We start from the raw sequence: 12,088 nt of genomic DNA on the forward strand, positions 1-12,088 counted from the left end.
ATGGTGATGACTTTTACGCCCTTAATCACTGCCGGTATTGAGACCGTGCTAAACCGCGTGTTGTATCGTGACCGCGGACTAAAAGCGGCGCGTCAACGTCTGGCCGGTAAGGTACTGACGCTGCGCCTGAATGAATTTTCCCATCCGCTGGTGCTGGTGTTCAGCGAACAACAGCTGGATGTATTGGGTGACTGGCGGGGCAGCAGTGATTGCACGGTAATTACCCAGTTGAAAACGCTGCCGAAATTGCGCGACCGTCAACAGCTTACCCGCCTGATCCGTAGCGGCGAGCTGGAAGTTGAAGGAGACTTACAGGTTGTCCAGCAGTTTTCTGCGCTAATGGATCTGGCCGAGCTGGATCCTGCCGAATATCTGGCACCGTGGACGGGTGATATTGCCGCCCAGGGTATTAGCCAGGGCGTGCAGCGTGCATTGCGCTTTATCAAAAGTGAAGTGCAACGGCGACAGGATTATTTAGGTCAGGCGATTACCGAAGAGTGGCGCATTGCACCCGGCGCGTTAGAACTCGCCTGGTTTTCTGAGGAGATAGACGCGATGGAACGTTCGCTTGATGCGCTCAGTACGCGTTTAGCGCAGCTGGAGGCGAAATGAGTTTTGGTGAAATCCGCCGCTTGTACTTCATCGTTAAGGTTTTTTTGACGTATGGCCTTGATGAATTAATTCCCCGAATGCGCATTACTCTTCCGCTTCGCCTTTGGCGTCGCTGCATTTTTTGGATCCCTAACAAACATTCTGAAGCAGCGACAGGTGCGCGTCTGCGCATGGCACTGGAACAGCTCGGCCCGGTATGGATTAAGTTTGGTCAGATGCTCTCAACGCGTCGCGATCTGTTTCCGCCAGTGATTGCCGATCAGCTGGCGATTTTGCAGGACCGCGTTGCGCCTTTTGACGGCGTTAAAGCTAAAGCACAAATTGAACGTTCGATGGGCGCTCCGATTGAAAGCTGGTTTGATGATTTTGACATCAAGCCGCTGGCTTCAGCCTCGATAGCACAGGTACACACTGCAACACTCAAATCGAACGGTAAAAAAATTGTCATCAAAGTGATTCGCCCGGACATCCTGCCAGTAATCAAAGCGGACATGAAACTGATCTACCGTCTGGCTCGCTGGGTGCCGCGTTTGTTGCCGGATGGACGCCGCTTACGTCCACTGGAAGTGGTGCGGGATTATGAAAAAACCTTGATTGATGAGCTGAATTTACTGCGCGAAGCAGCGAATGCCATTCAGTTACGCCGCAACTTCGAAGACAGCCGCATGCTTTATGTGCCTGAAATATATTCAGATTATTGCAGCGAGTCGATGTTAGTCATGGAGCGGATCTACGGTATTCCGATTTCAGACGTGGCGACGCTTGAGCAACATGGCGTAAATATGAAACTGCTGGCCGAGCGTGGCGTGCAGGTCTTCTTTACCCAGGTGTTCCGCGACAGCTTTTTCCATGCCGATATGCATCCGGGCAATATTTTTGTCAGTTATGACCATCCTGAAGATCCGCAATATATCGGTATCGACTGCGGCATCGTTGGCTCGCTCAATAAAGAAGATAAACGTTATTTAGCCGAAAATTTCATCGCTTTCTTTAATCGTGACTACCGGAAAGTCGCGGAATTACATGTTGATTCAGGCTGGGTCCCGCCAGATACGAACGTTGAAGACTTTGAATTTGCGATTCGTACTGTCTGCGAACCCATTTTTGAAAAGCCGCTGGCCGAGATTTCCTTTGGTCATGTACTGCTGAACCTCTTTAATACCGCGCGCCGCTTCAATATGGAAGTGCAGCCGCAGCTGGTGCTGTTACAAAAGACGCTACTCTATATAGAAGGGATCGGACGACAGCTCTATCCACAACTGGATTTGTGGAAGACGGCAAAACCTTTTCTTGAGGATTGGATTAAAGATCAGGTTGGTATTCCAGCCATCATTCGGGCGGTGAAAGATAAAGCACCGTTCTGGGCAGAAAAATTGCCGGAACTGCCGGAGCTGTTCTATGACAGCATGCGTCAGCATAAGCTTTTACGGCATAGTGTCGATAAGTTAGTGGGCGATCTCAATGCGCAGCGTACCCGTCATCATCAGGCGCGGTATTTGTTTGGCGTCGGCGCCACGCTGCTATTAAGTGGTACGGTGGTCTTATTGAGTCGACCGGACTGGGACTTCTTTCCTGCTGTATTAATGGCGGCGGGTTTCGTCTCTTGGTTAATTGGCTGGCGTAAGACAAACTGATTGTCAGTTCAACCGAAAAAGCGGTAATGTCGCTCGCTCTGGCCCGAATTTATAAGGGTTCTCCGCGACACATTACGCAATAATTTTCACAGAATATTAGAGGCTATCTCATGGGCGGTATCAGTATTTGGCAATTAATCATCATTGCCGTAATCGTTGTACTTCTGTTTGGTACGAATAAATTACGCAATCTGGGTTCGGATTTAGGTTCCTCTATTCGTGGTTTCAAAAAAGCCATGGGCGATGAGGATGATAAAAAGGATCAACCGAAAGAGCAGGATGCTGACTTCAACGCCAAAACGCTGGCGGATAAACAGCAAACCTCGGCTAACAAAGAAGAAGCCAAGAACGACAAGCAGGTATAAACCGTGTTCGATATTGGTTTTAGTGAACTGGTATTGGTGTTCGTTATTGGGTTGCTCGTACTTGGCCCACAACGTTTACCGGTTGCGGTGAAAACCGTAGTCGGCTGGATCAGGGCGATACGTTCGCTGGCAGCCAATGTGCAAAATGAGCTGGCGCAGGAGCTGAAGCTGCAGGAATTGCAGGACAGCCTGAAAAAGGTCGAAGAGGCGGGTCGCGGCACGCTGTCGCCTGAGCTAAAAGAGTCAATGGAAGAGCTCCGTAAAACCGCAGATTCAATGAAACGCTCTTATCAACAGAGCGTTGATATTGAAAAAGAGGAAGATGAAGCGAATACCATTCACGCTCCGCAGCAGCAACCTGCCGAGACTTCCTATCCTGTGACGCCCGCAGCCGCCGGAGGCCAGGCCAGCGCACCTGCACAAGTTCCCGGCAGCCATGAAGCCACGTCGGTGGCGAAACCTGACGAGGCTTCAGGCACCGCGCGCAGCACAGCAACCCCCTCTTCTGCAAGTGATGAACGATAATGGCCGTTGAAGATACTCAACCGCTCATCAGCCATCTGATTGAGCTGCGTAAGCGCCTGCTGAACTGCATTATCGCCGTGTTGGTGATTTTCCTGGCGCTGATTTATTTTGCTAATGACATCTACCATCTGGTGGCTTCACCGCTGATCAGTCAGATGCCGGTTGGTGCCAGCATGATTGCAACGGATGTGGCATCACCCTTTTTCACCCCGATAAAGCTCACCATTATTGTGTCGGTATTTCTCGCCGTGCCGGTGATCCTGTATCAGGTTTGGGCATTTATCGCACCGGCGTTGTATCGGCATGAGCGCAAGCTGGTCATGCCGCTACTGTTCTCTAGCACCTTCCTGTTTTATATCGGCGTGGCGTTTGCCTACTTTATCGTGTTCCCGCTGGCGTTTGGTTTTTTTGCTAAAACGGCCCCGCAGGGTGTGACTATCGCAACCGACATCACCAGTTACCTTGATTTCGTTATGACGCTGTTTATGGCGTTTGGCGTAGCTTTTGAGGTTCCGGTAGCCATCGTATTGCTGTGCTGGACCGGTATTACCAGTCCAGAGGATCTGAAAAAGAAGCGGCCTTACATTCTGGTGGGAGCTTTCGTCGTTGGCATGCTGCTGACACCGCCAGACGTTTTTTCCCAAACTTTGCTCGCTATTCCGATGTACTGCCTGTTTGAAGTCGGCGTATTCTTTTCTCGTTACTATGTGGGGAAAGGCCGCCGACAGCAGGATGAGGAACATAACACCGAATCCTGACGTTTGTGTTCTGAGTGCCCCGCACTGGCGGGCTAAAGTTGAATCCAAACCGCCTATGTGGGCGGTTTTTGTTTATGACTTTTTTATAAATAACGGGAAGAGTTATGTTTGATATCGGTGTAAACCTGACCAGCACGCAATTCGCCTCCGATCGGGAAAAGGTGGTTAAACGCGCACGTGAAGCGGGCGTCACCGGCATGTTAATTACCGGCACCAATGCGCTGGAAAGCCAGCAGGCGCAGCGTTTGGCTGCCGGACAGTCAAACTATTGCTGGTCTACGGCGGGTGTGCATCCGCATCATGCCAGCGAATGGTCAACGGAAATCGCCAGCACATTGCGCCGCCTGGCAGAAAAGCCAGAAGTCGTCGCAATTGGTGAATGCGGCCTGGATTTCAATCGCAATTTATCTGCACATCAGCAACAGGAATATGCCTTTGATGCGCAATTAGCCCTGGCGGCGGAACTGAATATGCCGGTATTCCTGCACTGTCGCGAAGCGCATGAGCGCTTTGTTGCGGTACTGGAGCCGTGGTTACCGAAACTGCCTGGCGCAGTGATACATTGCTTTACGGGCACGCGTAATGAGCTGGAAGCCTGTCTGGCATTAGGTTTGTCGGTTGGGATTACCGGGTGGGTATGTGACGAGCGCCGTGGGCTGGAACTACGTGAGATGTTGCCGCTGATTCCAGCTGATCGCCTGCTGCTGGAAACGGATGCGCCCTATCTGTTGCCACGCGATATGCGTCCACGTCCACCTTCTCGTCGCAATGAGCCATGCTTTCTGCCGCATCTTGTTCAGCAGGTCGCTAACTGGCGCGCAGAGGATGCTGAAGATCTGGCTACCTGTGTGGATCAGAATGCCCGGACGCTGTTCAAACTGGCTTAAAGCTTGCGAAATTGTTTGTTATCGACGCTGCGCATTACCTGTTTATTAAGCAAATTGAGTAGCAGTATGGAACGTGTTTCGCCATCGGGTTCAGCAAAAATAGCGCGTAACCCTTCAAAAGTCCCCTCGGTGATGATCACTTCGTCACCGATTTGTGGGATGTCTGGATCGAACAGGATTTGCGGCGCATCGGTTTGCAGCGCTTCGATAACAGCGGATGGCACCGTCGCGGGCGTTGCGCCGAAGCGTACAAAATGGCTGACGCCGCGTGTACTGCTAATCGTGGTAGTGTGAATCGATTCTGGATCAAATTCGATGAACAGATAATTAGGAAACAACGGTTCACTTACCGTGGTGCGTTTGCCGCGCACAATCTTTTCCAGCGCAATCATCGGACTGAGGCAATTCACTTCTTGCCGTTCCAAATGCTCCTTAGCGCGCAAGAGCTGCCCACGTTTGCAATAGAGTAAGTACCAGCATTCCATAACCGCTCCCATCGAATGGACGCTAAGAATACCAAACCTGCTGCCAGAGTTATAGCGCATCGAAACCCGGAAAGGGGCGTCTGATAAAAATAAACCGAGACTTTTCTTAACTTGCGAGATGCTTTCAGAAAAGCAGATTGAAAATTGACGTCCCGCTACCCTCTGTATCAGACTCAATGTCCATTACCGGAGTGAAAAGGATCACCTGATGGAATTGTTTCTGTTAAGCAATGGCAAGCTGGCGGATGATGCACCGTTGTTAGATTACGCACAGCCGCAGCTGCATACGATGATTGCCCAGCGCAGGATCACGTCTGCGCTCTTTATTCCCTATGCGATTATTCGTGGCGATCAGCAACAGCGTGCCGCCGATCTCAGTGCGTCGCTGGGCATTACTGTACGCTGCATTCAGGAATTTTCATCGCCTCCTGAAGCTGTTGATCAGGCAGAATTAATTCTAGTCAGCGGTGGTAATACGTGGCTTTTAAACCAGATGCTGCATGAAAAAGGTTTAATTGTGCCGATCCAGCGTGCGGTTCGTGAACGCAATGTACCCTATGTTGGCTGGAGCGCAGGCTGTAACGTGGCGACGCCGACTATCCGCACAACCAATGATATGCCGGTTCGCAGTAACGTGGTGTTACCTGCGCTGGGTCTTTTTCCGGTACAAATCAATCCACACTATAGTGATGCGGACGTCAGCGGGCATAGGGGTGAAACCCGTGATGTGCGGCTGGCGGAGTTTTGCGCCATTAATCCTGCAGAATCGGTGATTGCACTGCGTGAAGGCAGTTTTCTGCATGTGAGCGATAATCGCCTTAGTTACTTCAGCGTGTGGGACGACGACTTCAAAGTGTTCCGTCATAACCAGCCGATTCAGGCGTATCACGATGTCAGTGCACTGCAACCGCTGGTTCCTTTTCGCTGTAAATAAGGATGCCGCATAAACCTCAACACACCGAGATGTTCGGCCCTATAATGGCCGCTTCACTCTGGCCGGAAAGCTAAAGCTGCATGAAATATCAGGATTTAAGAGACTTCCTCGCGCTACTTGAGCAGCGTGGTGAGTTAAAGCGTATTACTCAGGCGATCGACCCCGAACTGGAAATGACTGAAATAGCCGACCGTACCTTGCGTGCTGGTGGACCAGCATTGCTGTTCGAAAACCCGAAAGGGTACGACATGCCGGTGCTGTGTAATCTGTTTGGCACGCCGAAACGTGTGGCAATGGGCATGGGACAAGAAGAAGTCAGCGCACTGCGTGAAGTGGGTAAATTGCTGGCGTTTTTAAAGGAGCCTGAACCGCCAAAAGGCTTCCGTGATTTGTTCGATAAAATGCCGCAGTTCAAACAGGTATTAAACATGCCGACCAGGCGTCTGCGTAATGCGCCTTGTCAGGAGGTAGTGTTTAGCGGTGACGAAGTGGACTTATCGCGTATTCCAGTGATGAAATGCTGGCCTGGCGACGCGGCACCGCTTATTACCTGGGGACTGACCGTTACGCGCGGGCCGCATAAAGAGCGTCAGAATCTGGGTATTTATCGCCAGCAGGTGATTGGGAAAAATCGTTTAATCATGCGCTGGCTTTCGCATCGTGGTGGCGCGCTTGATTATCAGGAATGGATCAAAGTGCATCCTGGCAAACGCTTTCCCGTTTCGGTCGCTCTGGGTGCCGATCCAGCCACCATCCTTGGTGCGGTTACGCCGGTGCCGGATACGCTATCAGAATATGCATTTGCCGGTTTGCTGCGCGGCAATAAAACCGAAGTAGTGAAATGCCTTTCCAGCGATCTGGAAGTGCCAGCCAGTGCGGAAATCGTCCTGGAAGGGTACATTGAGCCCGGCGATATGGCGCCGGAAGGACCTTACGGCGATCACACCGGCTACTACAATGAAGTAGATAGTTTTCCGGTGTTTACCGTGACGCATATCACGCAGCGCCATCAGGCGATCTATCATTCAACGTATACCGGACGCCCGCCCGATGAACCGGCGGTATTAGGCGTGGCATTGAATGAAGTGCTTGTACCGATTCTTATCAAGCAGTTCCCGGAGATCGTTGACTTTTATTTGCCGCCGGAAGGCTGTTCGTATCGCCTGGCGGTAGTGACGATTAAAAAGCAGTACGCGGGCCATGCTAAACGGGTAATGTTTGGCGTCTGGTCATTCCTGCGGCAGTTCATGTACACCAAATTTGTTATTGTGTGTGACGACGACGTAAATGCGCGCGACTGGAACGATGTGATTTGGGCAATTACCACGCGCATGGATCCAGCACGTGATACGGTGTTGGTCGAGAATACACCCATTGACTATCTCGATTTCGCTTCGCCGGTTTCCGGCCTGGGATCGAAAATGGGACTGGATGCGACTAACAAATGGCCAGGTGAAACGCAGCGTGAATGGGGAACGCCCATTGTCAAAGATCCTGTGGTCACCGCGCGTATTGATGCCATCTGGGATGAGTTAGGTATTTTGGATCAGCCGCCACAACGCTGACGGTGAACACAATCATAAAGACGACCCGACAGAGGGAACGCATGACAACGTTAAGCTGTAAAGTAACTTCAGTTGAAGCGATTACCGACACGGTGTATCGCGTTCGCCTGATCCCAGAAGCGGATTTTAACTTTCGCGCGGGACAGTATTTGATGGTAGTGATGGACGAACGTGATAAGCGCCCGTTTTCGCTGGCATCCACGCCGATGGAAAAAGACATTATTGAGCTGCATATTGGGGCTTCTGATCTAAATCTGTATGCGATGGCGGTGATGGATCGTATCCGTGATGATCGCCAGATTACCGTCGATATTCCACATGGTGATGCCTGGCTGCGTGAAGACAGTACGAAACCGCTGATTCTGATCGCTGGTGGAACCGGCTTCTCTTATGCGCGTTCTATTCTGCTCACTGCGCTGGCACAGCAGCCGGATCGCGATATTGCCATTTACTGGGGTGGCCGTGAACTGAAGCATTTATATGATCTGGAAGAGCTGAACGCGTTGGCGGTTAAGCATCCTAATCTAACGGTAATCCCGGTAGTTGAGCAGCCAGAAGAGGGTTGGCAAGGCCGCTCGGGGACGGTATTAACGGCAGTGATGCAGGATTACAGCTCGCTGAGTGAGCATGAGATCTACATTGCTGGTCGCTTTGAGATGGCGAAGATTGCCCGTGACCGGTTCTGTGCCGAGCGTGGTGCGATTGAAGCGCAAATGTATGGCGATGCTTTCGCTTTTATTTGATGGGCGAATCGCAGGCAGAAAAAGCCCGCCCCTGACAGGCGGGAAAGAACAGCCATATTAATACCCAACGTATTACAGACGTTCGAATACGGTAGCGATGCCCTGGCCCAGACCGATACACATTGTCGCAAGGCCGAACTGGGCATCGCGTCGTTCCATAATATTCAGCAGCGTAGTGCTGATACGCGCACCGGAGCAGCCCAGCGGATGCCCAAGCGCAATTGCACCGCCGTTCAAATTAACCTTGTTATCTAACTGATCCAATAAGCCCAGGTCCTTGATACAGGGCAGCGTTTGGGCGGCAAAAGCTTCGTTCAGTTCAAAGATGTCAATATCACTGATGCTGAGCCCGGCGCGTTTCAGCGCCAGCTTGCTGGCGGGAACCGGGCCATAACCCATAATGGAAAGATCGCAGCCTGTCACGGCCATGCTTTTAATGTGTGCGCGTGGTGCCAGACCGAGCTCACGGGCGCGACTTTCACTCATTACTAACATGGCGGCGGCACCATCTGATAAAGCAGAGGATGTGCCAGCAGTGACGGTTCCATTCACCGGATCGAACGCCGATTTAAGCGCGGCTAATCCTTCAGGACTGGTATCTTCACGAATCACTTCGTCAAAATCATAGCGCTTCAGCACGCCATCGGCGTCATGTCCATAGGTTGGCACAATCTCACGCTGAAAATCAACACGCTGGGTAGCGTGTAAGGCGCGCTGATGCGAACGCAGGGCAAAGGCATCTTGCTGCTCACGGCTGATATGATGCATACGTGCCAGCATTTCGGCGGTTAATCCCATCATACCCGCCGCTTTAGCCACGGTGCGGCCTAAGCCTGGATGAAAATCAACGCCGTGATTCATCGGAACATGTCCCATGTGTTCAACGCCGCCGACCAGACAACTGTGCGCATCGCCGACCATAATGGCGCGCGCGGCATCGTGTAATGCCTGCATTGAGGAACCGCACAGACGGTTGACGGTGGTTGCCGGGACGCAATGTGGGATCTCTGCCAGTAGCGCCGCATTGCTTGCAATATTGAAACCCTGTTCCAGCGTCTGCTGCACGCAGCCCCAGACAATATCATCCAGCGCGGCGGCATTTACCGCCGGGTTACGGCTCAGCAATTCACGCATCAGGTGCGCGGAAAGATCTTCAGCGCGTACGTGACGGAATGCGCCGCCTTTTGAACGGCCCATTGGTGTGCGCACGGCATCAATAATTACTACATTTTCCATGTTCATCACCTCAGACATCTTGAAGAACGGCTTCGTCAATTGGTTTGGCGGCGGGATACCAGCTTTCATGCTGATGTGCTTTCTGCACTAACAGCGCGGGAAGTTCATACAGCGTGCCAAGGGTGGTGTAGCGTTTCGCCTGATCGACGAAATTACTATTGCTAAGCGTGTCGAGATAGCGCAGCGCCCCGCCATGGAACGGTGGGAAGCCAAGTCCGTAAACCAGCGCCATGTCTGCTTCGGCAGGCGAGGCGACAATATTCTCTTCCAGGCAGCGTACTACTTCGCTCAGCATCGGCAGCATCATGCGGTTAACAATCTCTTCATCACTGAATACACGTTTCGGCTGGCAAACCTGTTGCAGCAGCGCATCCACTTCTGAATCAGGCGCTTTTCTCGCTTTGCCTTTCTTATCCTTTTCCCAGCACCAGAACCCTTTACCGTTTTTTTGGCCGTAACGTCCGGCAGCAAATAGCATGTCGATGGCGTCACGATAATCTTTTTTCATACGCTGAGGGAAACCTTCAGCCATGACGCTTTGCGCATGGTGGGCGGTATCAAGGCCAACCACATCTAATAGCCAGGCCGGGCCCATCGGCCAGCCAAACTGTTTCTCCATCACGTTATCTATCTGACGGAAGTCAGCACCATCGCGTAATAACAGGCTGAAGGCGGCAAAATAGGGGAACAGCACACGATTGACAAAGAAACCGGGGCAGTCATTGACCACAATCGGTGTTTTACCCATTTTGCTGGCCCATGCCACGACTTTGCTAATCGTCGCTTCGCTGGTTTTCTCACCACGCACCACTTCAACCAGGGGCATACGCGGCACCGGATTGAAAAAATGCATCCCGCAGAAATTTTCGGGGCGTTGCAGCGCCTGCGCCAGTTGGCTAATGGGGATCGTGGACGTGTTCGACGCTAAGACAGCGTCTTTACGCAGATGTAATTCGGTTTCGGCCAGCACTTTCGCTTTCACCTGCGGATTTTCAACCACCGCTTCCACCACGACGTCGGCTCGTTCAAAACCGGTATAATCCAGCGTTGGCTGGATAGCCGCGATCACGCTGGCCAGTTTAGTACCGTCGATTTTTCCGCGTTCCAGCTGTTTATTCAGCAGGTTGCTGGCTTCATTCATACCGAGCGCCAGCGCCTGTGAATTGATGTCCTTCATGATGACCGGCACGCCTTTCCACGCGGACTGGTAGCTAATACCTCCGCCCATAATCCCCGCGCCCAGTACTGCAGCCTGCGCTGGCGCACTGCTTTCATTGCCGCGTTTTTTTGCCAGTCCTTTTACATATTGATCGTTAAGGAAAATGCCGACCAGCGCACGGGCTTCATCGGATTGTGCCAGCGGCACAAACGCTGCGGTTTCCAGTTTTAGAGCTTCATTGCGATCCAACGCAGCGGCGGCTTCAATAGTTTTAACCGCAGTAATCGGTGCGGGATAATGTTTGCCTGCGGCTTGCATCACCATGCTTTTGGCGAGGGTAAAACTCATTGCCGCTTCAATCGGGCTAAGCTTCAGGGGAAGCAATTTTGGCGCACGACGCTTGCGCCAGCTGCCTTCAACCGCGGCGTCTTTTAGCATGGTGATGGCAGCCTGCCGCAACTTATCGCTTTCCACTACCGCATCCACTAAACCCAGCTGCAGAGCCTTGCATCCATCTATCTCTTTTCCCGCCGCGATAATTTCCAACGCGCTGTCAGCTCCGAGCAGGCGCGGCAAGCGCACGCTACCGCCAAAACCAGGCATAATGCCTAATTTAGTTTCTGGTAAGCCAATACGCGCGGCGGGTGTCGCGACACGCAGATCGGTTGCCAGAATACATTCGCATCCTCCACCTAATGCATAGCCATCAATCGCGGCAATGGTCGGTACGGGTAAGTCTTCTAACCGATTAAAGATGCCGTTCGCAAAACGCAGCCAGTGGCTGAGTTTCTCGGCTGGGGCATCAAATAAAGACAAAAATTCAGTGATGTCCGCGCCGACAATAAAGGTTGGTTTCGCCGAACTCAGCAATACGCCGTGTAAGGTGGCCTGCTGTTCCAGCACGGAAATAGCTTCGCCCAGGCTCGCCACCGTTTGTGTATCAAGCTTGTTTACGGAACCGGCTGCATCAAAAACCAGCTCGGCAATACCATCGTCCAGCCAGCGAAGTGAAAGATTTGCGCCTTGGTAGAGCATGTGCGTCTCCTGAAACCGCGAAAGGTAATCTGGTCCAACCAGATGATCGAGAGTGTGGGAGTGATGTTATTTTTTTGCAAACAGTTCTTTGTGGATTTGCTAACAAGATCACAGCCGTCCGGAACGCGGCATCCGTTTTACGGCTGTGCT

12 protein-coding genes are annotated in these 12,088 nt (G+C 52.0%); 9 read left to right on the forward strand and 3 right to left on the reverse strand.

Annotated elements, in window-relative coordinates:
- Positions 1-6 precede the first annotated feature (6 nt).
- From ubiJ to tatD, 6 genes are all read left to right on the forward strand, one after another.
- Positions 7-612, forward strand: a complete 606-nt coding sequence (ubiJ, locus tag H2P46_RS14820; RefSeq protein WP_193405745.1) for a ubiquinone biosynthesis protein UbiJ — start codon at positions 7-9, stop codon at positions 610-612.
- Positions 609-2,246, forward strand: a complete 1,638-nt coding sequence (ubiB, locus tag H2P46_RS14825) for a ubiquinone biosynthesis regulatory protein kinase UbiB (RefSeq protein WP_193405746.1) — start codon at positions 609-611, stop codon at positions 2,244-2,246. Before ubiJ ends, ubiB begins: the two co-directional genes overlap by 4 nt.
- 110 nt (positions 2,247-2,356) lie before the next feature.
- Positions 2,357-2,611 (forward strand): twin-arginine translocase TatA/TatE family subunit, encoded by a 255-nt coding sequence (tatA, locus tag H2P46_RS14830; RefSeq protein WP_193405747.1) that lies wholly within the window; start codon positions 2,357-2,359, stop codon positions 2,609-2,611.
- A gap of 3 nt (positions 2,612-2,614) precedes the next feature.
- Entirely contained in the window at positions 2,615-3,136 is a 522-nt protein-coding gene (gene tatB, locus H2P46_RS14835) for a Sec-independent protein translocase protein TatB (RefSeq protein ID WP_193405748.1), read from the forward strand.
- Entirely contained in the window at positions 3,136-3,894 is a 759-nt protein-coding gene (gene tatC, locus H2P46_RS14840; RefSeq protein WP_193405749.1) for a Sec-independent protein translocase subunit TatC, read from the forward strand. Before tatB ends, tatC begins: the two co-directional genes overlap by 1 nt.
- Positions 3,895-3,998: 104 nt before the next feature.
- Entirely contained in the window at positions 3,999-4,781 is a 783-nt protein-coding gene (gene tatD, locus H2P46_RS14845; RefSeq protein WP_193405750.1) for a 3'-5' ssDNA/RNA exonuclease TatD, read from the forward strand.
- Here tatD and rfaH read toward each other — a convergent pair.
- Positions 4,778-5,266 carry a transcription/translation regulatory transformer protein RfaH gene (rfaH, locus tag H2P46_RS14850; RefSeq protein WP_193405871.1) on the reverse strand — a complete coding sequence of 163 codons (489 nt, stop codon included), beginning with the start codon at positions 5,264-5,266 and terminating at the stop codon, positions 4,778-4,780. The two genes, tatD and rfaH, sit on opposite strands and share 4 nt — an antisense overlap.
- Positions 5,267-5,474: 208 nt before the next feature.
- On the opposite strand from rfaH, the gene pepE reads away from it, so the two are divergent.
- From pepE to fre, 3 genes are all read left to right on the forward strand, one after another.
- Positions 5,475-6,200, forward strand: a complete 726-nt coding sequence (gene pepE / locus H2P46_RS14855; protein ID WP_193405751.1) for a dipeptidase PepE — start codon at positions 5,475-5,477, stop codon at positions 6,198-6,200.
- A gap of 80 nt (positions 6,201-6,280) precedes the next feature.
- The gene (ubiD, locus tag H2P46_RS14860) at positions 6,281-7,765 is read left to right on the forward strand and encodes a 4-hydroxy-3-polyprenylbenzoate decarboxylase (RefSeq protein ID WP_193405752.1); all 1,485 of its coding nucleotides are present in this window, start codon (positions 6,281-6,283) and stop codon (positions 7,763-7,765) included.
- A 41-nt stretch (positions 7,766-7,806) separates the two neighbouring features.
- Positions 7,807-8,508, forward strand: coding sequence for an NAD(P)H-flavin reductase (gene fre / locus H2P46_RS14865; RefSeq protein ID WP_193405753.1), 702 nt, complete (start codon positions 7,807-7,809; stop codon positions 8,506-8,508).
- A 72-nt stretch (positions 8,509-8,580) separates the two neighbouring features.
- Here fre and fadA read toward each other — a convergent pair whose 3' ends face one another.
- The gene (gene fadA / locus H2P46_RS14870) at positions 8,581-9,744 is read right to left on the reverse strand and encodes an acetyl-CoA C-acyltransferase FadA (protein WP_193405754.1); all 1,164 of its coding nucleotides are present in this window, start codon (positions 9,742-9,744) and stop codon (positions 8,581-8,583) included.
- 10 nt (positions 9,745-9,754) lie between these two features.
- A complete protein-coding gene (gene fadB / locus H2P46_RS14875) occupies positions 9,755-11,938 on the reverse strand; it encodes a fatty acid oxidation complex subunit alpha FadB (RefSeq protein ID WP_193405755.1) in 2,184 nt (727 codons plus the stop codon).
- Positions 11,939-12,088: the final 150 nt, after the last annotated feature.

This window comes from Mixta mediterraneensis (assembly GCF_014946725.1).
Lineage (GTDB): Bacteria > Pseudomonadota > Gammaproteobacteria > Enterobacterales > Enterobacteriaceae > Pantoea > Pantoea mediterraneensis.